This is a genomic window from Flavobacterium supellecticarium (genome assembly GCF_004801375.1).
Taxonomy (GTDB): domain Bacteria; phylum Bacteroidota; class Bacteroidia; order Flavobacteriales; family Flavobacteriaceae; genus Flavobacterium; species Flavobacterium supellecticarium.
This window is the reverse complement of the sequence record NZ_SSNZ01000009.1, coordinates 24,456-45,590: the sequence shown is the minus strand read 5'-3', so window position 1 is coordinate 45,590 and position 21,135 is coordinate 24,456. Positions and strand designations below refer to the sequence as shown.

21 protein-coding genes are annotated in these 21,135 nt (G+C 39.9%); 11 read left to right on the top strand and 10 right to left on the bottom strand.

Annotation, left to right across the window (positions count from 1 at the left end):
* Positions 1-27: 27 nt before the first annotated feature.
* A complete protein-coding gene (gene recO, locus E6C50_RS15080; RefSeq protein ID WP_136404067.1) occupies positions 28-741 on the bottom strand; it encodes a DNA repair protein RecO in 714 nt (237 codons plus the stop codon).
* A gap of 26 nt (positions 742-767) precedes the next feature.
* On the bottom strand, positions 768-3,059 hold the full coding sequence (gene porZ / locus E6C50_RS15075) for a type IX secretion system anionic LPS delivery protein PorZ (protein WP_136404066.1): 2,292 nt from the start codon (positions 3,057-3,059) through the stop codon (positions 768-770).
* A gap of 209 nt (positions 3,060-3,268) precedes the next feature.
* Between porZ and E6C50_RS15070 the strand changes: the two genes are divergently transcribed.
* Entirely contained in the window at positions 3,269-4,060 is a 792-nt protein-coding gene (locus E6C50_RS15070; RefSeq protein WP_136404065.1) for a THC0290_0291 family protein, read from the top strand.
* A gap of 57 nt (positions 4,061-4,117) precedes the next feature.
* Here the strand turns inward: E6C50_RS15070 and E6C50_RS15065 are convergent, their stop codons facing one another.
* On the bottom strand, positions 4,118-5,299 hold the full coding sequence (locus E6C50_RS15065) for a cystathionine gamma-synthase (RefSeq protein ID WP_262712828.1): 1,182 nt from the start codon (positions 5,297-5,299) through the stop codon (positions 4,118-4,120).
* A gap of 69 nt (positions 5,300-5,368) precedes the next feature.
* Here E6C50_RS15065 and E6C50_RS15060 point away from each other — a divergent pair, with 69 nt between their 5' ends.
* Complete coding sequence (locus E6C50_RS15060) at positions 5,369-6,118, top strand: DUF3298 and DUF4163 domain-containing protein (protein ID WP_230979019.1); 750 nt, start codon at positions 5,369-5,371, stop codon at positions 6,116-6,118.
* Here the strand turns inward: E6C50_RS15060 and E6C50_RS15055 are convergent.
* Positions 6,111-6,566 (bottom strand): DinB family protein, encoded by a 456-nt coding sequence (locus E6C50_RS15055; RefSeq protein ID WP_136404063.1) that lies wholly within the window; start codon positions 6,564-6,566, stop codon positions 6,111-6,113. The genes E6C50_RS15060 and E6C50_RS15055 overlap by 8 nt on opposite strands.
* A 146-nt stretch (positions 6,567-6,712) precedes the next feature.
* On the opposite strand from E6C50_RS15055, the gene E6C50_RS15050 reads away from it, so the two are divergent.
* From E6C50_RS15050 to nadD, 5 genes are read left to right on the top strand one after another with little or no spacing between them, the layout of a single operon-like run.
* Complete coding sequence (locus E6C50_RS15050) at positions 6,713-7,063, top strand: arsenate reductase family protein (protein WP_136404062.1); 351 nt, start codon at positions 6,713-6,715, stop codon at positions 7,061-7,063.
* Positions 7,064-7,990 carry a DMT family transporter gene (locus tag E6C50_RS15045; protein ID WP_136404061.1) on the top strand — a complete coding sequence of 309 codons (927 nt, stop codon included), beginning with the start codon at positions 7,064-7,066 and terminating at the stop codon, positions 7,988-7,990.
* A 54-nt stretch (positions 7,991-8,044) separates the two neighbouring features.
* Positions 8,045-8,905, top strand: coding sequence for a YicC/YloC family endoribonuclease (locus E6C50_RS15040; protein WP_136404060.1), 861 nt, complete (start codon positions 8,045-8,047; stop codon positions 8,903-8,905).
* A 23-nt stretch (positions 8,906-8,928) separates the two neighbouring features.
* Positions 8,929-9,501: a guanylate kinase gene (gmk, locus tag E6C50_RS15035; RefSeq protein ID WP_136404059.1), complete on the top strand. Its 573-nt coding sequence runs from the start codon at positions 8,929-8,931 to the stop codon at positions 9,499-9,501.
* Between the two features lie 14 nt (positions 9,502-9,515).
* On the top strand, positions 9,516-10,097 hold the full coding sequence (gene nadD, locus E6C50_RS15030) for a nicotinate (nicotinamide) nucleotide adenylyltransferase (protein ID WP_136404058.1): 582 nt from the start codon (positions 9,516-9,518) through the stop codon (positions 10,095-10,097).
* Positions 10,098-10,100: 3 nt separating this feature from the next.
* On the opposite strand, the gene E6C50_RS15025 is transcribed toward nadD, so the two are convergent.
* Positions 10,101-10,652: a hypothetical protein gene (locus E6C50_RS15025; RefSeq protein ID WP_136404057.1), complete on the bottom strand. Its 552-nt coding sequence runs from the start codon at positions 10,650-10,652 to the stop codon at positions 10,101-10,103.
* A 184-nt stretch (positions 10,653-10,836) separates the two neighbouring features.
* Between E6C50_RS15025 and E6C50_RS15020 the strand changes: the two genes are divergently transcribed.
* Positions 10,837-11,997: an iron-containing alcohol dehydrogenase gene (locus E6C50_RS15020; protein ID WP_136404056.1), complete on the top strand. Its 1,161-nt coding sequence runs from the start codon at positions 10,837-10,839 to the stop codon at positions 11,995-11,997.
* An 86-nt stretch (positions 11,998-12,083) separates the two neighbouring features.
* Here the strand turns inward: E6C50_RS15020 and E6C50_RS15015 are convergent, their stop codons facing one another.
* Positions 12,084-12,962, bottom strand: coding sequence for a nicotinic acid mononucleotide adenyltransferase (locus tag E6C50_RS15015; protein ID WP_136404055.1), 879 nt, complete (start codon positions 12,960-12,962; stop codon positions 12,084-12,086).
* Positions 12,963-13,123: 161 nt separating this feature from the next.
* Here E6C50_RS15015 and E6C50_RS15010 point away from each other — a divergent pair, with 161 nt between their 5' ends.
* Together E6C50_RS15010 and E6C50_RS15005 are read left to right on the top strand one after the other, a co-directional pair.
* Positions 13,124-14,119 (top strand): NAD(P)H-dependent glycerol-3-phosphate dehydrogenase, encoded by a 996-nt coding sequence (locus E6C50_RS15010; protein WP_136404054.1) that lies wholly within the window; start codon positions 13,124-13,126, stop codon positions 14,117-14,119.
* Positions 14,120-14,342: 223 nt separating this feature from the next.
* Positions 14,343-15,320, top strand: a complete 978-nt coding sequence (locus E6C50_RS15005) for a TerC family protein (RefSeq protein ID WP_136404053.1) — start codon at positions 14,343-14,345, stop codon at positions 15,318-15,320.
* Between the two features lie 77 nt (positions 15,321-15,397).
* Here the strand turns inward: E6C50_RS15005 and E6C50_RS15000 are convergent, their stop codons facing one another.
* The 4 genes from E6C50_RS15000 to E6C50_RS14985 form a co-directional block, all read right to left on the bottom strand.
* A complete protein-coding gene (locus tag E6C50_RS15000) occupies positions 15,398-18,211 on the bottom strand; it encodes a GH92 family glycosyl hydrolase (RefSeq protein WP_136404052.1) in 2,814 nt (937 codons plus the stop codon).
* Between the two features lie 69 nt (positions 18,212-18,280).
* Positions 18,281-18,688 (bottom strand): hypothetical protein, encoded by a 408-nt coding sequence (locus E6C50_RS14995; RefSeq protein ID WP_136404051.1) that lies wholly within the window; start codon positions 18,686-18,688, stop codon positions 18,281-18,283.
* Between the two features lie 60 nt (positions 18,689-18,748).
* Entirely contained in the window at positions 18,749-19,768 is a 1,020-nt protein-coding gene (pheS, locus tag E6C50_RS14990) for a phenylalanine--tRNA ligase subunit alpha (protein WP_136404050.1), read from the bottom strand.
* A gap of 102 nt (positions 19,769-19,870) precedes the next feature.
* Positions 19,871-20,227, bottom strand: a complete 357-nt coding sequence (locus E6C50_RS14985) for a hypothetical protein (RefSeq protein ID WP_136404049.1) — start codon at positions 20,225-20,227, stop codon at positions 19,871-19,873.
* 115 nt (positions 20,228-20,342) lie between these two features.
* On the opposite strand from E6C50_RS14985, the gene E6C50_RS14980 reads away from it, so the two are divergent.
* Entirely contained in the window at positions 20,343-20,876 is a 534-nt protein-coding gene (locus E6C50_RS14980; protein ID WP_136404048.1) for a CvpA family protein, read from the top strand.
* Positions 20,877-21,135 lie beyond the last annotated feature (259 nt).

Sequence of the window (21,135 nt, the reverse complement as noted above, 5' to 3'; positions counted from 1 at the left end):
TGGTTTACAAGGACTTTTTGTTGTTTTTTACTGAAAAACTTCTTTGAGTACTTCCAGCGACCGTGGTTTTTTAAATCCGTCGAAGTGAAAGGTGTAATAATCGAGTAGTATTTTGAGCAGTATTTGTCGTTCTTTTCCGTTAAAGATCTTTTGATCACTATCAAACTTCAGCTCTTTTAACTTCTTAAACAACAGTGTCTCCTGTTCCGTCAGACAGGTAATTCCATGAAAAGGCACAAACATCCCTTCGGTCATTTCAAAAAAGGCATATTCGTCATTGGAAACATCCGGATAAAATCCGAGGAATTTAGTGATTTCCATCAGCAGCATCAGGTGAAAATTGGCCACTTCATCGTGCGTATCCAACCAAAGCAACGCGGTTTCCAAAAACGCAAAGAGGTTTTCGTTCTGTTCTTCTTCCCGGATACAATTATGAAGCATTTCGGAAATAAAAATCACGATGGTACTCTTCACCACATCGACATTAACCGTCATATAGGGTGTTGCCAGTTTTACTTCTTTAAACCGTTCGAGTGTTCCTTTATTTTTGTGACTGGCTTCGATTTCCAACAACGTCAGTGGCTGGAAATAGGCAATTTTCTGATTACTTTTTTTTCCGGAAAAAGCACTTTGCACAAAATAGGATTTTAGCCCGTCGGATTGGGTAAAACATTTTACAATCAGGCTTTTTTCCTGAAACCGGATGGAACTAAGCACTATTGCTTTTGTTTTGACAAGCATCTTATAATTAAAATTTCCCGGTCGGATTACCGAATCACCATTACTTTTTTGACTTTGGTTTCAGAGCCGTCTTCCGAAGAAATAAAGATCATATACACCCCGGAAGCCACTTTATATTTCCCAAATGCACGCGTATCCCATGTTATCGTTCCACCTTGTGAAGTCGTTTCGTATACCAGGTTTCCTTCGATATCGGTGATTTTCACATTGGCCTTATCGATTAGTCCACTAATGTTTACATCACCTTCAAATCCCGGACGCACCGGATTTGGAAACACATAAACATTATTCAGATTCTCATTGGCCTTTGTTGCCGTTCCCTGAAACGAAACCATTCCTTTATCGGTAGCAAAAAATACTTCTCCGGTAACGCCGTCAATTTCAATATCATTGATATTATTACTGGGCAAAGGGGAATTTTCCTTCGTAAATTTATGCAATACACTCTGTCCGTTTGGCGACACCTGAAAAACCCCACCACCGGCAATAGACAACCACTTGTTGTTTGATCCGTCGACTGCAATATCCAGAATTACCTGTTGGTAAAAAAGTTCCTGAGCCAAACCGTCTTCCAAGATGATAATGGCATTAGTGGTTAAACTGGTTTCGGTTAAAAAACGATCTACACTCGGCAAAATCCGCAAGCCTTTATTCGTTCCGATCCAAAGCTGGTTCCGGGTATCAACAGCAACCGTTCTAACATCGTTATCGGCAAGATTTCCGCTATCCGTACCACTCTTTATTGTAATAAACTTATTTCCATAGTTTTCGTTAAATCCGATTAGCCCATTACTCACCGACGGAATCCATTTGGTATTGTTTTTATCGACTATCAGCGGTCCGTAACTATTGGTTTCCGGTTGTACGGTTGCATTAGACAAATCATAGGACACCCATTGATTGTCGGCACGAAGTACTTTGAGCCCTTTTGCCACCAAACTATTGGTCATCCAAAGATTTCCTCTTCGGTCAAAAGCAGGGCCATTAATACGGATATCATTATTATTAGGCGGCGGTAACGATTCCAACCCGTTATTACCCGTATTTAGCTGTGTATAAAGCGTAACCACTGCATCATTTTCTATTTTTAAAAGCCCGGAATAATACGAACTCACAAAAACCTGATTTTCATTATTCGGATTAAGCGTCACCCTACTAAGCGATTTCGCTCCGCTTAACTCTTCATAAGGAATCAACGACCAGCCACTACTTTCTTTAAACTTACTGATACCATAGGCGTCCAATGGATATGGATTATAATACCGATCGTAATCCCCATAAAGTACCCAAAGCGCACTCGGTGCCTTTTTCAGAGAGAAGATTTTATTCCGCACCGGACCGTCAGGAGTATTATTTTGAAAGACCATACTGTTGGTTGTAGTCGTACTATACATTCCTTTATCCTTAGTACCGATAAAAATATTATTTCCTGTTGCCACACCACAGGTAAATGTGGTCACAACATCGGGTATTTGGGTGATATGTGCCAGCAAAACCATTGCCGGATCAAATACATAAACATGATTTGCCGACGTATATACCAATCGGTCATTAAAACTTTTAAAATCCACAGCCTGTTGCATAGTCGTATACACTTCCTGAATGGCTGCATTGGTATAACTATACATTCGGTTATTGGCATTTGCTAACAACAATCGGTTATTGAATGTTACAGCTCCCAACCACGATCCGGCATCGAATTCCTGCCATTGCGAAAAATCAATCAGATTGGGATTGGCCACACTAGCCCGGCGAATTCCGTTATTGCGGGTAACTGCGTAGATCATACCATTAAAAACGGTGGTTTGCAACACCTCAACCTCCTGACCTGTAGGACCTATAAAATAAGTATCCCCGAACTCCATCGTTGCCAGATTATACACACAAAGTCCAAAATCACAAGAGATATAGAGTTTTCCGTCGTTTTCGTAAAGATGATTGATTTTTTTCTTATTGGGTGCGATGGATGGCTTATTGACGATATCCACCACATTAAACACACTTCCATCTGCCTCGTTAACAACCAACAATAAGCCATTATCATTTCCTACAAACGTCTTATTTTTAGTAACACTAAAATGCATGGCCGTAATCGTTTCGGCTTTAAATCCATTAATAGAAGTTGTAGTCTTTAACTCATTTGTCACCAGACTTTTTGAAAAAACCGCATTTTCCGAGGTCGCAAAAACCCGTATAGGAGTTGCCGCAATATCCGTGACCTCGGCAAACGAAAAAAAGCCTCTCCAAAGCTGGTTTTGTTGCGCAAAAAAAGGAGTTACAAACAGTAATGTAAGGATGCTATATAATATTTTTTTCATTAACCGCAGATTGATTTACAAATATAGACTAAAACGCAATTATTTCATTTTTTGTATGTCGTATATCTGTCATCGATTTAACTTTTACCGCTTTGTGAAAACAAAAAATCCCGTTTATCGATTATATTTTCAATATAACGCTTTTTTTTATCACAATGAAATTATGTTTTTATATATTTGTCAGGAAAAGTTATATCTTTTAGTTAAAAATGCGAAGAAAAATTCTATTCCTCCTTTTTACCCTTGCGTTAGGGAGCAGTACATCGGTTAAAGCGCAATTCGGATTTTCTCACGAAATAGGAGTAATTGCGGGTCCTGTAGCTTTCCAGTCGGATTACGGGGAAAGAGACAACCTGAGCACAGATGCCGGCAATACCGGATATGGTATTGGTATCGTACACTATTTGAATTTTTCCTACAGAGCCGACTGTAGTTGTTATACTCCGGAGACTTATTTCAATGATCACTTCAAATTACGAACGGAATTATCTTACAATAAAACCAAACTAAAACACTTTGGAGAATGGGTTGACAACAAACGGCAATCGGTCATGGCAAATCAACTAAGAGGAATGCGCGGATCCACAGCAGTAACCGATTTAGGGATGCAGTTGGAATATTACCCGTTTAGCATTCGTGATTTTTCCGTTACACCGGGCGCCTGGGCACCGTTTGTAAGTTTAGGAGCGCATTTTAATTATTTTACAACCGAAGCTTATTCTACTTTAGGTCCCAATTTAGGAACCAATCCAAATGTAACACCCGAAAAATATATCGGAGCCGTACGTAATGACAGCGGAACAACCTGGTCGATTGTATCCAGTGTTGGAACCCGTTACAAGCTTACCGAATTATCCGATTTAATGATTGACCTTCGTATGCAATATTATTTTTCCAACTGGGTTGATGGTATGAGTCCGGATCCGACACGCTATCCGGAAAACAAACACAACGACTGGTTGGTTTGGTTAAACGTAGGTTACATTTACTATTTAAACTAGTATAAAAATATTGATCATAAAATAAAAAACCGGGATTTCAGAATCCCGGTTTTTTATTTAAGCTAATGCCTGTTTTAAATCTTCAATCAGATCTTCGATATCTTCTACCCCTACACTCAATCGAACCAGATCATCGGAAATACCGATTTCTTTACGTTTGTCTTCCGGAATAGAAGCATGTGTCATTAAAGCCGGGTGATTGGCTAATGATTCCACGCCACCTAACGATTCTGCCAGCGTAAATACTTTTACTTTTTCCAGGAAGTCGATAGCGTCTTCTTTTTTGCCGGATTTAAATGTAAAAGTTACCATTCCACCAAAACCACCGATCATTTGTTTTTTGGCAATTTCATGAAACGGATGTGACGGTAATCCCGGGTAATATACTTTTTCCACTTTCGGATGATTTAAAAGGAACTCGGCTACTTTCTCACCATTTTCACAATGTCTTTGCACACGAAGGTGTAAGGTTTTGATTCCGCGTAAGACTAAAAAGGAATCCTGAGGTCCTAAAGTTGCTCCGGTAGCAAACTGTTGAAAATGCAACTGATCGCCTAATTCTTTATCTTTTACAATTAGCGCTCCGGCAATAACATCCGAATGTCCGCCAAGGTATTTTGTAGCCGAATGCATTACGATATCCGCACCCAAATCCAATGGTTTCTGCAAATACGGTGTTGCAAAAGTATTATCCACTGCAAAAAGGATTTTATGTTTTTTCGCGATGGTAGCAATCGCAGCAATATCCGCCAGTTTCATCAACGGGTTTGTTGGCGTTTCCACCCAAACCAGTTTCGTATTGGCATTGATAAGGGATTCGAATTTATTCAGGTCATTCATATCCACAAAATGGAAAACGATTCCGGAGTCCTTATAAATACGGGTAAACATACGGTAGGTTCCGCCATATAAATCGTCCATTGCGATTACCTCATCACCGGCTTTTAACGAGCGAAGCACACAATCGGTTGCCGCAAGTCCGGACGAAAATGCCAAACCACGGGTTCCGTTTTCAATACTGGCCAATGCATTTTCCAAAGCCGTTCTTGTCGGGTTTGCCGCGCGGCTGTATTCGTATTCGTTTAAAGGAACACCCGGACTGGTTTGCACATAGGTCGATGTCTGATATACCGGTGGCATAACGGCTCCCGTACTCGGGTCGTGATGTTGTCCTCCGTGTATTGCTTTTGTATTAAATTTCATATCTTTTTTGTGATTTTTATCGTATAAACTAAGCAAATTTACTTTTTATTTTCTGTCAACCGCATAGAAAGCCGTACCTTTATATATTATTAACACATTTTTACCATGAAACAGATCGTTTATTTTCTACTTATCGGACTTTTCGTTGTTAGCTGCGAAAAAAAGGAATTGCAATTCGAAAATATCACTTATGAAAAGCAGAGTAAAAAGCCGTGTGATTCTACGTGCACTCAGGTAAAAATAAATGTTCCGATAGCCGAAAACAGTCCGATTACAGAAGATAGTATTAATAATGCGGTATTTAACACCGTTCGCGAGATTGTTTATTTTGGAGAACAACCGTATACGGCATCCAACTATCCGGAATTGATGGAAAATTTTGTAAAATCATATACCGACCTGATCGCTCAGTTTCCAAACGACAAGATGCCGGCCTGGGAAGCAACCGTTGAAGGCGAAGTAGTTTACCATTCGGAAAACATCATTAACATCACCTTAAAACATTATACGTTTACCGGAGGTGCCCATGGTTATGCCGGTGTACGTTCAATAATATTACAACCGAAAACCGGAAAAGTTATCCCTACAGAAGGCTTTATAAAAGACAAAAAAGGTTTTCAGGCGTATGCCGAAAAGAAATTCCGTGAAAAATTCAATATTCCGGCCGGAAAACCGATTAACGAAAACGGACTAATGTTCGAAAACGAAGTCTTCCAGCTTCCGGAAACCTATATCTTTTCCGAAAAAGGATTGGTTTTATACTATAACACCTATGAAATCGCTCCCTATGTCGATGGTCCGAGAGAATTGTTATTACCGTATGACAGTATAAAACCGTACCTGATTCTTAAATAAATTTTCGGATACCCAACATAATACCGGCATGAATTCCTTCGTGGTAATTGTTAAATTCAATTGCCTGTTGCGCATTGGTAATCACAAAACCCGACATAGTGGTAAAGTCAGTATAGTCTCGGAAAATTCCCGCGTTATAATCGGCTTCCGTTTGATCGATTGTTGACGTTAACAATTGTTTGATTGTTTCAACCTCATCGGCTGTCACATCGGCTTCCGGTTTGGTTCCGCGTTTATAGGTATCCACCATCGCATCCGAAATTTGCATTGGCAATCCCGACAATTTATAAACCAACATTTGCTGTACGACTACGATATGCGCAATATTCCAGATTAGGTTATTACTAAATCCTTCCGGAACTTTATTTAACTGCTCGAGTGTATTATTTTCCAGTACATCCAGTAGTTTCCGACGGTTCATTCGGGTGATTTCAAAGCTTGTTTTCATGTTTTGTTTTTTCGCTAATGTAAGTAAAAGTCCTATTCGAAAAACAGCACTGTTCCTTTTTTACCAACTAAAATATAGACGGCCATATCTATTATTTCTTTGGTTTATCGTTACTTTTGCAGTTGTATTATAGTACGGAACATACCATGAGAAAAATATACTATTTAAAAACCTGCGATACCTGTAAGCGCATCTTAAAGACAATTCCCAATCTGGATACCTTTGTATTACAAGACATCAAAGAAAGTCCGATTACCGTAAAGCAACTGGAGGAAATTCATGCGCTAACGGGCAGTTATGAAACACTATTTAGCAAAAGAGCCAAACTCTATAAAGAAATGGGGCTTAAAAATGAGACCTTATCCGAACCGGATTTTAAACGGTATATCCTGGAACACTACACCTTTTTAAACCGTCCGGTTATTTTGGCCGACGGAAAAGCATTTGTAGGCAATAGTCCCAAAGTAATCGAAGCAGCGATTGCTTTTGTAAGCTAAATGAGCAAACGAACCTATGCTTTGATGGCTGCCTGGATGGTAGCTATTATTTATGGTGTTACATTTACTATCGCCAAAGATGTGATGCCGACGTATGTGGATGCGTTCGGTTTTATTTTTATGCGCGTTGGCGGTTCGACGGTATTATTCTGGCTCACCGCACTCGGAATGGCACTGGCAAATCCGTCGCAAAGTCAGAAAATCGACTTAAAAGATTTCCCACGGATTATTGCAGCGGCATTTTTTGGTGTGGCTTTTAATATGCTAACGTTTTTTAAAGGCCTGAGCTATACTTCCCCGATTATGGGCGCCGTATTAATGGTGACCACACCAATGATCGTACTCGTTTTGTCGGCTTTTATCATGAAAGAGAAAATGCAGCGTCAAAAGATCTTCGGCATTATCCTCGGCCTGGCCGGAACCTTGCTTTTGATTTTATACGGTCGATCCATGATCAATGCACCAAATGCTGCTTTGGGTAACTTTTTGGTCTTTATCAACGCGGTATCCTATGGTTTTTATCTGATTCTGGTTAAAAAATTAATGGACAAATACAGCGCCTACGCCTTTGTAAAATGGATTTACCTGTTTGGATTTCTGATGGTTACCCCATTTGGCTGGCAGGAATTCCAGCAAATCGACTGGCCTTCCGTTCCGTTTGACATTTACTGGAAAATCGGTTTTGTGATTGTGATCTCAACGTTTTTAACCTATCTGTTAAACCTGCTATCCATGCGGGAATTAAAACCTACCACGGTAGCCGTTTTTATTTACCTGCAACCGTTTTTCGCTTCCGTTTTTGCGATCGGACTAGGGAAAGACGAATTAAGCTGGGTTAAAATCGGCTCGTCTTTACTGATCTTTACCGGGGTTTATCTGGTTACACAGAAAAAAGTAAAACCAACGGAATCAAAAGGCTTTGATTAAGTTTTTTAACAGACTAAACTCTTTTTAGTACATTTGTAGCTATTACATTTTTATATGATACAATCGATGACGGGTTTTGGTAAAGCATCTTTGCAATTGCCAACCAAGAAAATTACCATAGAAATCAAATCCTTAAACAGCAAAGGTCTGGATCTTAATGTTCGGATGCCGTCTGTTTTCCGCGAAATGGAACTGGGTCTACGCAACCAGATCGCACAGCAACTGGAACGCGGTAAGGTGGATTTCTCGATGTATATTGAAGTAACAGGAGAAGAGACTTCTACCAAAGTGAATGCTCCGATTGTAAAAGCGTATATCCGTCAGATGCGGGACATTTTACCGGAAGCCGATGCTACGGAATTAATGAAAATGGCCGTACGAATGCCCGATGCTTTAAAAACGGAAAGAGACGAAATTGACGAAAACGAATGGCAACAGATTCAGTCGGTTATTAACGATGCATTGGTAAACATCAATAATTTCAGAAAAGACGAAGGTGCTTCTCTGGAAAAAGAATTCCGTTTGCGAATTGGCAATATCCGTTCGTTTATGGAACAGGCACTGCTATTGGATCCGGAACGAATCCAGCTGATTAAAGAGCGTTTGCAAAATGCCATCAACGAATTGCAGGCCAATGTTGATGAAAATCGTTTTGAACAGGAATTAATCTACTATCTGGAAAAACTGGATATCACCGAAGAGAAAGTTCGTTTGGGCAACCACCTGGATTATTTTTTGGAAACGTTATCCGGAAATGAAGCCAACGGACGTAAACTTGGTTTTATCACCCAGGAAATGGGCCGTGAAATCAACACTATGGGATCCAAATCCAACCATGCCGGTATGCAGAAACTGGTGGTACAGATGAAAGACGAATTAGAAAAAATTAAAGAACAAGTACTAAACGTTTTATAACTACGGTACCCAACAATACAACAATGAATACAGGAGGAAAATTAATTGTTTTCTCGGCACCATCGGGTTCGGGAAAAACAACCATTGTCAGACATTTATTAGGAAAAGACGATTTAAACCTGGAATTTTCCATATCGGCTACGTCCCGCGCACCGAGAGGTGAAGAGATCGACGGAACCGATTATTACTTTATTTCACTCGAAGATTTTAAAAAACATATCAAAGCCGAAGATTTTCTGGAATGGGAAGAAGTATACCGCGATAATTTTTATGGTACACTAAAAACCGAAGTGGAACGTATCTGGGCCAAAGGAAAAAATGTTATTTTCGACATCGATGTAGCCGGCGGATTGCGTATTAAGAAAAAATTTCCGGAACAAACGTTAGCTGTTTTTGTAAAGCCGCCAAGTATTGACGAGCTGAAAATCCGTTTGAAAAAACGTTCCACCGAAAGCGAAGACAAAATCAACATGCGCATCGCAAAAGCTTCGGTAGAATTGGCTACGGCACCGCAATTTGATCGAATCATTAAAAATTACGATCTCGATACCGCCAAACAGGAGGCTTACGAACTGGTTCGCGATTTCGTACAATAAGCAATAGAACTCCCATGAAAATAGGGCTTTATTTCGGAACTTTCAATCCCATTCATATCGGACACCTGATCATTGCCAATCATATGGCCGAAAACACGGATATGGACCAGATATGGATGGTTGTAACGCCACATAATCCGCACAAAAAGAAAACTAGTTTGCTGGACGACTACCATCGTCTGCAAATGGTTTTTCTGGCAACCGAAGACTATCCCAAAATAAAGCCTTCCGATATAGAATTCAAGCTGTCACAACCCAATTATACGGTAAACACATTGGCGCATTTACAGGAGAAATATCCAAACCATGAATTTTCTCTGATTATGGGTGAAGACAACCTGAATTCACTTCACAAATGGAAAAACTACGAAGTAATCCTTCAAAACCACACTATTTTTGTTTATCCGCGCATTTCATCCGAAGTCATCTCCGGGGAATTTATCAACCATCCGAAAATCCATCGGGTTGGCGCTCCGGTAATTGAATTGTCTTCAACTTTTATTCGCGACAATATCAAAAACGGTAAAAACATCAAACCAATGTTACCGGTTAAAGTATGGGAATATATCGATCACAACCTATTCTATAAAAAGTAATCATTAGTGTTGCTCTTCATCCAGACAATTGGATTTACAAATACTAAAAAACATCGCCCAGTTATTACCTGGAAAGTTATCCCCTTTCGCCCAGGCGGTTTCACTCTGACCCGGTCTGGATACTTCGGCATGTGCTGCAATACAAAAGCAATCGCCTAATCCGGACTTAGCAATCGTATACACCACCTGTTGTACACCCGAAGGATTATTTGTAGCCAATGGAAATTTCCCCGGAATCGGATTTCCGGTACTTGTTTGCGGAATCAGATTACAAGCGCCCACATACAAATGTGTTGCTTTTATCTTCCAGTCATTTATAGCATTATAAATTACATACACATTATTCGCATCCATTTTCACATAAACATTCCCGGCAAGGTAAAATTGCCCTGCCATCAGATCGGTAGTATAACAGGCATTGGAAACATCAAAAACGGTATTTTCCGTTTTGTTCATTTCAGAACCCGGAGTATTGGAAACAACCGGTTCGTTTTCGCAGGCAGCCATGAACAACAAGGCGCTGCAAAATAGCAGTGAGCGTACTATTGTTTTCATCATCAACGATTTAATTGGTTATACACAAATTTACACACAAATTTACACACAAATATTCAAACACTTAAAAACCAGATCATTATATCAACAACGCTATTAAAACAACCGACAAACGGCAGTTTATTTTATCATTATATTAACGTCATTTGCTGGCACGTTAAATACCTTTGTTAAAAAATATACTATGTTAAACTTCGAATTATATAACCCGACCAACTTAATTTTTGGGAAAGGGCAAACGGAAAAACTAGGACAGTTGGTTCCGAAAAACAGCAAAATTTTACTGGCTTATGGTGGCGGAAGCATCTTTAAAAACGGTGTTTACGATCAGGTTAAAGCCGCTTTAGAAGGTTTTGAAATCGTAGAATTTGGCGGTATCGAACCCAATCCGCGCTACGAAACCCTGATGAAAGCCGTAACGGTAATCCGCGAACAAAAACTGGATTTTATCCTGGCTGTTGGCGGTGGTTCGGTTATCGACGGTGTCAAATTTATATCGGCAGCCGTACATTTCGACGGAAATCCAATGGAAATCCTTCACAAACGATTATTGATCAAAGAAAACGCGATGCCGTTTGGAACGGTATTAACCTTACCGGCTACAGGAAGTGAAATGAACTCCGGAGCGGTGATCACCATTAACGAAACGCAGGAAAAACTATCGTTTGGCGGTTCGGCCTTATTTCCGAAATTTTCCATCTGTGATCCTACGGTTATAGCATCCTTACCAAAACGCCAGTTACAAAACGGTGTGGTGGATGCTTTTACGCATGTTATGGAACAATACCTTACCTATCCGCACGATGCTTTATTACAGGATCGTATCGCCGAAGGTATCTTACAAACCTTAGTTGAAATCGGACCGGATGTGGTAGAAAATCCAACCGACTATAAATTGGCAGCCAACTTTATGTGGAGCTGTACGATGGCCTTAAACGGATTAATTCAAAAAGGCGTTCCAACCGATTGGGCAACGCATATGATCGGGCATGAACTAACCGCCTTATACGAAATTGATCATGCCCGAACTCTGGCTATTATCGGTCCAAACCTATACCGTGTGTTGTTTGAAACCAAAAAAGAAAAACTGGCACAATACGGCGAACGGATCTGGAAGGTAACCGGCGAAACGGTAGAAGAAAAAGCCACTCAGGCCATCGAAAAAACCGTTCAGTTTTTCCATACGATGGGAATGGATACCAAAATTTCCAATTATACCCTCGACTATCAAAAAACAGCCGATTTTATCGTCGATCGTTTTCAGGAAAGAGGATGGAAAGCGATGGGCGAACGTCAGAACATCACCCTTGAAAAAGTACGCGAAATCGTAGAAATGAGTTACTAATCCTTTCCGTATTCTAAAACGAAAGGCGCTCCCGAAAAAAATCCGGAGCGCCTTTCTTCACCAAAAACAAAAAATAGTAACTTATTTTAACTTAACTTGAGTTCCTCCTGTTTAACACGCTTCAATCCGCCTTCTTTAAGGTACTGGATAAATCCTCTTCCCTGAAATTCGTAGGTCGTACCCGAAGCCTGATGAAACAATCGAATTCTACTGTCATTAATAACGGTTAATCGAAACGCTTCATTGCCCCAGAAATCATAATCTAATGTTAAATTTTTCGCATTAGGATTTCCGTAGATATTATGGATTCCGTATAGTCCTGTAAAATCCCAATAAATGTTATTTACTGGCGTTCCAGGCGTACTTTGTGACGATCTGAAATTATTTCCACTGGATAGAAACTGGAGAAAATTTTCATGATCAAAATCGTTTAAAGCACCATACTGACTGGTATATACTTTTTCCCAGGCTTTGTATTCCTGTAGGAAATAAGTAATATTATCGTAAAACAAACGGTTGTAATCAAATCCATTGCGTTGGTAACCAACCAGATAATAGGACGTATTCTGATTTCGGTCGTATAATCGGATTTCATTGGCACTCAATCGATGTACTTCCAGATTATATTGTCCGTAGACACTGTGAAAAAAACGAATGGTTTCCGGATAAAAATCATAATAACCCACATTTATTCCATAGCCGTTTCCGGTAGAACCGATTCCGACCAGGTTGTTATTTGCGAATAACGTTCCATCGACAAACGAAATCGTAAAAGCCCGTGACAAAAAAGGTATCTCTCCGTTTCCGGTTGTCCGGTTGTAATCCACATACCACAATTCATAACGGTTCATCAGTTGCGGAAGTGTTTCATTTCCGCCAACATAACCGTCATCATAGTTTATAGAACAAGACGATAACAGTATGGGTGTAATGACTAAAGCTAAAAGTAATTTTATCGTTTTCATAACTTCGGGGTTTTTGTTATAACACGGTAACCAATTTGCGTGCCACTTTTCTTTTTTCGGATTTTCGGATTGGATTTTAACAGTGGGAAGCACTTTTACAGCCTATACTTTGTACTTCCTATGTTTTTAAGTACATTTGGATTCATAAATTGAAATCGATAATGAGTGACCATCCAAAATTTGCAGTAATAGGCGGGGGAAGTTGGGCTACGGCCATTGCAAAGATGTTATGCGTAAACCTTTCGGAGATAGCGTGGTACATGAGAAGTACCTATGCTATCGAACATATCAAACAAAACAGACACAATCCGAATTACCTGAGTTCTGTTGAATTCGATACTACTAAATTACTTTTAACCAACGATATAAATGAGGCGGTTGCTTATGCCGATTATGTGATTTTTGCCATTCCATCGGCTTTTTTAAGCGGGGAACTGGAAAAACTAACGGTTAGCCTTGAAAACAAGATCATTTTTTCAGCAATTAAAGGGATAGTTCCGGAAACCAGTCTGATTGTTGGTGAACATTTTCATAAAACCTATAACATTCCATACGACAATATTGGCGTTATTACCGGTCCGTGTCACGCAGAAGAAGTAGCTTTGGAGCGTTTATCGTATCTGACAATAGCCTGTGGCGATATGAAAACCGCCAAAGGAATGGCCAAAAATCTAAACAGTCATTATATTAAAACCAAAATTTCGGACGATATTGTCGGTACCGAATATGCCGCGATGTTGAAAAACATCTATTCCATTGCCGCCGGAATTGCACACGGTTTGGGTTATGGCGATAATTTTCAGGCTTTATTGATGAGCAATGCGATCCGCGAGATGAAAAAGTTTATCAAAAAAGTACACAAAATGAAGCGCAACATTAACGATTCGGCTTATCTGGGTGATTTACTCGTAACCGGATATTCTGTTTTTTCCCGTAACCGTATGTTTGGAAACATGATTGGAAAAGGCTATACGGTAAAATCGGCGCAAATGGAAATGAGTATGGTTGCCGAGGGTTACTATGCGACCAAAAGTGCCCATAAATTAAACGAAGAATACAAAGCCAAAACGCCAATTATAGATGCCGTTTACGACATCTTATACGAAGGAAAAGAACCGAAAAAAGTATTTAAAAAACTGACGGAAAAATTGGATTAAAAAATTTTATTTTTACCCGTTTACGCTAAAAATACCGTTCTCAGGATCCTAAAAAGATTTTAAACTACTGAAAATCAATATTTTAAAATCTTTTTAGGATTCTTTTTTATTTGTAAGCACCTGCAAAACAAACCTTATAACAACCTGAAAAACAATAACTTACACCCTTTTCCCTTGGGTAAAAAAAGAAGTCATATTTTCGCAAAAACTAAAAAAACCAACAATGGATCATTTAATCAATCATCCGGGTATTCTAACCGCTTTTTCCGTTATCATTTTTATCATGCTATTGCTCGATCTTGGTGTTTTTAACAAGAAGAGTCATGTGGTTTCCAACCGCGAAGCACTTATCTGGTCTATCGTATGGATCTCGCTGGCTATGGGCTTTAGCGGGGTTATCTATTACTTTATGGGATTGGAACAATTCACCCAGTTTCAATCGGCCTACTGGATCGAAAAAGCGCTATCGGTCGACAACCTCTTTGTGTTTATTCTTGTTTTCGGTTTTTTTAATGTGCCGAAAGAACTACATCATAAAGTACTTTTTTGGGGAATCATCGGTGCGTTAGTATTCCGTGCGATTTTTATTTTCACCGGTGTGGAATTGATCAATATGACCTACTTACCGGAAATGGATCTTTTTGGTCATGCCGCCCGAATTAATGTAGTGCTATCCATTTTTGGGATTTTCCTGGTTGTTGCCGGTATCAAATCCTGGTTTGCCGAAGATGGTGACGACGGTGACAAAGACTTTACCAAAAGTCCCGGTGCCCGACTAGTTCATCGCTTTTTTAAAGTAAGCGAAAACTACGATGGTGATAAGTTTTTCACGATTGAAAACGGAATCAAAATGGCAACACCGTTATTGGTTGTTGTTGCGGTAATCGAATTTACAGATCTTATTTTTGCAGTCGATAGTATTCCGGCGATCTTCGCTATTGCTCCGGACGATCCGTTTATCCTGTACACGTCGAATATTTTTGCAATTTTAGGCCTTAGAGCGCTTTATTTCCTTTTGGCCAACTTCATGTATATGTTTAGCCGATTAAAGTACGGATTAGCCGTTATTTTGAGTTTTATCGGTATTAAAATGCTTATCTCCCCGTTCTTTCATATCTCCTCTCCGGTTTCGTTACTAATCGTAGGTGGTATTTTGATTGTATCGGTTGTAGCTTCCTTGCTTTTCCCGGTAAAAGAGTAAAAAGTCAAGAATTCCCTATATAACACCTGACAGGTTTTGAAAACCTGTCAGGTGTTTTTTATTCAGACAAGAGTTTTTTATTTTACCTGAATTTCATCAATAAAAATATAGGCATCGCCACCCGCACCCTGATGCCAGTCTGGTAATTTCCCATAATTATAGGCTACTATTTTTACATAACGCGCCGTACTGTTTTTGAAAGCCGCTTTAAACGAACGAATTGCCACATCGGTATTTTTAGCATCAAGTGTATTGATTACCGTAGCTACCGGTTTAAAATTTATATTATCATCTGAAAGGAAATAATCCACCTTAACCGGCATTAGAATCCACGCACGGCTATCCTGTAAAAAACGGGCATCAATTTGTGAAACCGATTGCACTTTATTCAGATCGATCACCGCTTCAAAATTTTGCCCCTGATAGCCTTGCCAATCCCCTTTCCGCCAATTTTCGGTACCGAGAATCCCGTCTATCAATCCATCCGGTCCACCCGCGTGGTATTGCGAATGATTTTTAGAAGCAATCGTCACCGTCCAGTCGTTTTCCTTTTTAAAATAGGACGCTTCTACAGTTGCACTTTTCTTTCCGTTATTTTCGGCATAGGCGCGAATAACTGCCGATTTCCCAATCGTAACCGGTTTGGTATACGGAACAAATTGTTTTTGCGAAGCGGAACCATCCGAATAATATAGTTTATCCTCCTTGTCTCCGGAACGGATCGTAATCGTCTGTTTGTCTTTAAACGCTTTACTTTCGGCTTCAATTACCGGAACCGGCACAATCTTATCCGACGCATTGGTATTCACTACTACAACATCCGCATTCAATCCCAGATTTTTAAGTTTATCTGCCGTTGTTTTTTTGGTAATGGTTCGCGTGGTTCCATCTTCCAGATGAATCAGCACTTTATCAAAATAAGGTGTGGTCGTACTCCATACGGGTAATCCCGGTGTAACGGCATAAATCCCCATACTACTCAGAATATACCACGCACTCATTTGTCCGCAATCTTCATTTCCGATCAATCCGTCCGGGGTATTTTTATAAAAGGTATCGAGAATGTATTTTACTTTTTCGGCCGTCTTTTCCGGTTTTCCGATCGCATTATACAAATAGGCCATATGATGACTCGGTTCGTTCCCGTGCGCATATTGCCCTATCAGTCCGGTAATATCGACCTGTTCCCTGCCGGTTGTTTCCGAAGGCGCCACAAACATTGCGTCGAGTTTTTTCTCAAATGCATCCTTTCCACCATAGGCTTCAATCATACCCGGTATATCCTGAGGTACAAAAAAGGAATACTGCCAACTGTTTCCTTCCGTAAAATTGTTATTCACTTCTCTTGGATCAAATGGTTTGTCCCAACCACCGTTTTTCTTGGGGCGCATAAATCCAATCTGATTGTCAAAAATATTTTTCCAGTTTTGCGAACGTTTGATAAAATAATGATAATCATCCACTTTGTTTAACAACATCGCCATTTGTGCGATACACCAGTCATCGTAGGCATATTCCAACGTTTTGGAAACACTCTCGTGTTCGTCGTCAATACTGATAAAACCATTTTTTTTATAGGCCTCCAATCCCAGGTGATCCAGCATGGCGCTATGTTTGGCCGCCTGAAACGCTTTTTCATAATCAAACCCTTTAATTCCTTTTGCCATCGCATCGGCGAGTACCGAGACCGAATGATACCCGATCATGCAATCGGTTTCATTGGACGCCAGTTCCCAAACCGGCAAACGACCACCCTGTTCGTATTGTTTGATAAACGTATTGCAATAATCGGCTGTTCTTTTTTTATCGATAAGCGTGTACAGCGGATGCGCACCCCTGAATGTATCCCAAAGCGAAAAGACGGTATAATACTCGAACCCCTCGGCTTTGTGTAATTCGTTGTCACGTCCGCGATACAGCCCATCCACATCCATAGCGATGTTGGGTTGCATCATGGTGTGGTATAATGCGGTATAGAAAATTGTTTTTTTGTCTTTATCGGAAGTTGTAATTTCAATTTTGGACAGCTCTATATTCCAAATGGTTTCCGCCTGTTTTTTTACGGCATCGAAATTCCAGTCGGGCATTTCGGCCAGCAGGTTTTTTTTAGCTCCTTCATAACCCGTAGGCGATAACGCTACTTTTACCAGAATCTTTTCCCCTTTTTTTACTTCTTTCGAAAAACTTATCGCTAGTTGGGATCCGGCAAAAAAGGTATCGGTATTTTTGGGTGGTGCGAATCCATTATTGCGGACATTGGTAATTTGCATCGGCACGCTGAACACCATTCGTGCATACACATATTGATCCCTTGCCCAGGCTTCACTTCTGCGAAGGACTTCAATGGTCTGATTGTCGATTATCCGAACATCGCCCATTAACAGTTTGTCGCGATGATTCAGATCCAGAATAATATTTGCCTTACCCGATTGATTAAACGTATATTCCTGTAAGCCTACACGAGTAGTAGCGGTTAAGCGGACATCAATATTGTGGTTATCGAGTTTTACGGCATAATAGCCAGCCGATGCTTTTTCGTTTTTATGCGAAAACGGCGAGCGATACTGATCGCTATTGAGTTGGGGTTCCCCCATAGTAGGCATCAGCATGATGTCCCCGAAATCGGAAACTCCGGTACCGTTTAGGTGCGTATGCGAAAAACCATAGATAACCGAATCGGAATAATGGTAACCGCTACATCCGTCCCAACTACCGTCGATACGGGTATCGGGTGAAAGCTGCACCATTCCAAACGGAATCGTTGCTCCGGGAAAGGTATGACCATGACCTCCGGTTCCTATAAAAGGATTTACGAATTGTGCGTAGTTATTTTTTTGCGAAAACAGCGTGGCTGTCTGAAGTAAAAGGAAGCAAAAAAGAATCTTTCTCATGCGGATGGTGCTGTAAATTTTCCATAAAGTTGGAAAAATTTCGCGAACAGACCAATTCCTACCCTAAAATTACTTCCCTAAAATTCCTCTTTTTGTCATCACCGGAAGATCGACTAATGCTTTATCATTAATCGTATTGGTGCGGAAGACATAGGTTTTATCGAATAATTTCCCGTCCTGAAAATAGGTTACCATAAATTCATTGTTTAACTGCAGGACATTGTTTTCCAGCAATTCGATTTTAACAGACGAGTTTGGCTCTACTTCTTTAAAAGCGTGACGGAAGGTTCCGGTTTTACGGTCTTCACCGTTTATTTTCCCATAGGCTCTGGAAACCACCAATGCCATTTCCAATTTTACATCGCTGTCGTTAATCAGATAGGCATACCATGAATTTTCCATAAAGTCGTCGTTCCACTCCTGAATAGCGGCTACATATACATTTTTTACTTTTGGGATCGTGATATCTTTTTTCATTTTTTAACGGGGTATAATAGTGTAAAAGCGAATAGTGTGACCTATTCGCTTTTTTATTTTTTAAATGCTGGATTTGAATTGTTCTAAAAACCGGACGTCATTTTCATAGAACATACGAATGTCTCCGATTTGATATAGCAACATGGCAATTCGTTCGATACCCATACCGAAAGCGAATCCGTTGTATTTATCGGCATCGATGCCACAGTTTTTCAAAACATTCGGATCGACCATTCCACATCCCATAATTTCCAGCCAACCGGTTCCTTTGGTAATACGGTAATCGGTTTCGGTTTTTAATCCCCAGTAAATATCCACTTCAGCACTTGGCTCGGTGAATGGGAAATAGGATGGACGCAGACGGATTTTCGATTTTCCGAACATCTCTTTTGTAAAATACAACAAGGTCTGTTTTAAATCGGCAAACGAAACATTCTGATCAATATACAAACCTTCCACCTGATGGAAAATACAGTGTGAACGGGATGACACTGCTTCGTTACGGAACACTCTTCCCGGAGAAATGGTTCGGATTGGCGGCTTATTATCTTCCATATACCGCACCTGAACAGATGACGTATGGGTACGCAATAATATATCCGGATTGGTCTGGATAAAGAACGTATCCTGCATATCGCGCGCCGGATGGTATTCCGGTAAATTTAACGCGGTAAAGTTATGCCAGTCGTCTTCGATTTCCGGACCTTCGGAAACGTTGAATCCGATATTGGAAAAAATATCGACAATCTGATTTTTTACAATTGAAATCGGATGGCGTGATCCGATCACCAATGGTTCGCCCGGACGCGACAAATCGCCATAAATACCTTTAGTTTCTTCTTTACTTTCTAAAGCATCCTGAATGGATTTTACTTTATCTTCCGCGGTTGTTTTCAATAGGTTGATCACCTGACCGAATTCTTTTTTCTGATCGTTGGGAACATTTTTAAATTCGGCAAACAAGTCTTTCAGGAGGCCTTTGCTTCCTAAGAACTTGATACGGAATGTTTCCAGGGTTTCTTTATTATCTGTAGTAAAAGCCTGCGCTTCGCTAATGTATTCTTTAATCTTATCAATCATCGTTCTGTCAATAAAGGGCAAATTTACGGATTTTGGATTCAGATTCTACTGCTTTTGCTGATTAATTTACCGGTAAATTGTGCCTTTTGTCCTTTTTTTGTTTTATTCGATCAATCCTTTTTCAAGGAAATAATTTACAATAGCCTCTTTCATCAACACCGATTGTTCCCCTGCTTTTAAGGGCGGTAATTGCTCTTTTACCGTATAATGCGGCCAGCCGTCTTCGTCAAAAAAAGAAAATTCATAATAACCATAGGGTTCCAACAGACGACAGATCGCGATATGCATCAGATTGATCTTTTCGTCTTTTTTGAATTTTGTTTTAATTTTTCCCAGTTCCTGAACGCCGATCAGGTAAATGATTGCATCCAGATCCAACATTTCGCCATCGGCAAAACGTTCGGATAATATCGTGACCAGCGTATCCCAACGCTGTTTTAATTGTTCGTCTCTTGACATCGTATCTCATTTTAACTTCCCAACGGAAGTGTTTTATCAAAAATAAGCTGCAAAGATACTAAGTTCCGCTATGCTTTTCTTATTTCTTTTATCTTTGCTTTTTACACTATACTCCATGAGCTTTTTTGACATTCTACTTGCCGCTGTTTTACTATACGGATTTATCCAGGGTTTCCGCCAGGGATTGTTTACTGCGTTTGCCTCCCTGGTCTCTTTGATTGTAGGGATTATTCTGGCAATCAAATTTTCGCATCTGGTACGATCGTTTATCGAGAATCTTGTTTCCTGGAATCCGAAGTATATTGAAGTAACTGCTTTCGGACTCACATTTATCCTCGTTGTTGTGGGCATAATCCTATTAGCCAAACTATTTACCGGAATTGCCAGTTTTGCGCAAATGGGCTGGTTAAATACGATTGCCGGCGGTGTTTTCGGAATCTTAAAAATGGCTTTAATCCTGAGTATATTACTAAATCTTTTCCAGAAAATTAACATCAATAATTATTTCCTATCGCAGGAAACGATGGATAAGTCTTTGTTTTACAATCCGATTCAGAAAACCTCTCAACTGATTTTCCCAAGTGTACAGGAATGGTACGAGGATTTTAAAACGATCGATGCCGACAAAGAAACTTCATCGGCATCGTAATGATCCCTTCGATTGGTTATTATTATTTTCACAAATATGTGAATTTTTTTAAATTAAAACAACGATACCGATAAAAAATTTACCGGTACTATAGTTATGGTAGTGTCTCAAAAAACGGTTTCTATTTATCATACTTAAATATAGGTAATTGTAATTTTTGACAGCAACTTACCACTCTTATCATCGATTTTTTTTTTTTCAACCGGATAGTCGCTGCTATTATACTCGATCTGGGAAGAAATTGTCTTTGAAACTTCCA

Excerpts from the sequence above, each read along its gene's own strand:
- E6C50_RS15040 (WP_136404060.1), top strand. The coding sequence starts at position 8,045 with ATGATACAATCGATGACGGGTTTTGGTAAAGCATCTTTGCAATTGCCA.
- porZ (WP_136404066.1), bottom strand. The coding sequence starts at position 3,059 with ATGAAAAAAATATTATATAGCATCCTTACATTACTGTTTGTAACTCCT.
- E6C50_RS15000 (WP_136404052.1), bottom strand. The coding sequence starts at position 18,211 with ATGAGAAAGATTCTTTTTTGCTTCCTTTTACTTCAGACAGCCACGCTG.
- E6C50_RS15050 (WP_136404062.1), top strand. The coding sequence starts at position 6,713 with ATGAGAAAAATATACTATTTAAAAACCTGCGATACCTGTAAGCGCATC.
- E6C50_RS14980 (WP_136404048.1), top strand. The coding sequence starts at position 20,343 with ATGAGCTTTTTTGACATTCTACTTGCCGCTGTTTTACTATACGGATTT.
- nadD (WP_136404058.1), top strand. The coding sequence starts at position 9,516 with ATGAAAATAGGGCTTTATTTCGGAACTTTCAATCCCATTCATATCGGA.
- E6C50_RS14985 (WP_136404049.1), bottom strand. The coding sequence starts at position 20,227 with ATGTCAAGAGACGAACAATTAAAACAGCGTTGGGATACGCTGGTCACG.
- E6C50_RS15060 (WP_230979019.1), top strand. The coding sequence starts at position 5,369 with ATGAAACAGATCGTTTATTTTCTACTTATCGGACTTTTCGTTGTTAGC.
- pheS (WP_136404050.1), bottom strand. The coding sequence starts at position 19,768 with ATGATTGATAAGATTAAAGAATACATTAGCGAAGCGCAGGCTTTTACT.
- E6C50_RS14995 (WP_136404051.1), bottom strand. The coding sequence starts at position 18,688 with ATGAAAAAAGATATCACGATCCCAAAAGTAAAAAATGTATATGTAGCC.
- E6C50_RS15025 (WP_136404057.1), bottom strand. The coding sequence starts at position 10,652 with ATGAAAACAATAGTACGCTCACTGCTATTTTGCAGCGCCTTGTTGTTC.
- E6C50_RS15010 (WP_136404054.1), top strand. The coding sequence starts at position 13,124 with ATGAGTGACCATCCAAAATTTGCAGTAATAGGCGGGGGAAGTTGGGCT.
- E6C50_RS15020 (WP_136404056.1), top strand. The coding sequence starts at position 10,837 with ATGTTAAACTTCGAATTATATAACCCGACCAACTTAATTTTTGGGAAA.
- E6C50_RS15070 (WP_136404065.1), top strand. The coding sequence starts at position 3,269 with ATGCGAAGAAAAATTCTATTCCTCCTTTTTACCCTTGCGTTAGGGAGC.
- E6C50_RS15005 (WP_136404053.1), top strand. The coding sequence starts at position 14,343 with ATGGATCATTTAATCAATCATCCGGGTATTCTAACCGCTTTTTCCGTT.
- gmk (WP_136404059.1), top strand. The coding sequence starts at position 8,929 with ATGAATACAGGAGGAAAATTAATTGTTTTCTCGGCACCATCGGGTTCG.
- E6C50_RS15045 (WP_136404061.1), top strand. The coding sequence starts at position 7,064 with ATGAGCAAACGAACCTATGCTTTGATGGCTGCCTGGATGGTAGCTATT.
- E6C50_RS15015 (WP_136404055.1), bottom strand. The coding sequence starts at position 12,962 with ATGAAAACGATAAAATTACTTTTAGCTTTAGTCATTACACCCATACTG.
- E6C50_RS15055 (WP_136404063.1), bottom strand. The coding sequence starts at position 6,566 with ATGAAAACAAGCTTTGAAATCACCCGAATGAACCGTCGGAAACTACTG.
- recO (WP_136404067.1), bottom strand. The coding sequence starts at position 741 with ATGCTTGTCAAAACAAAAGCAATAGTGCTTAGTTCCATCCGGTTTCAG.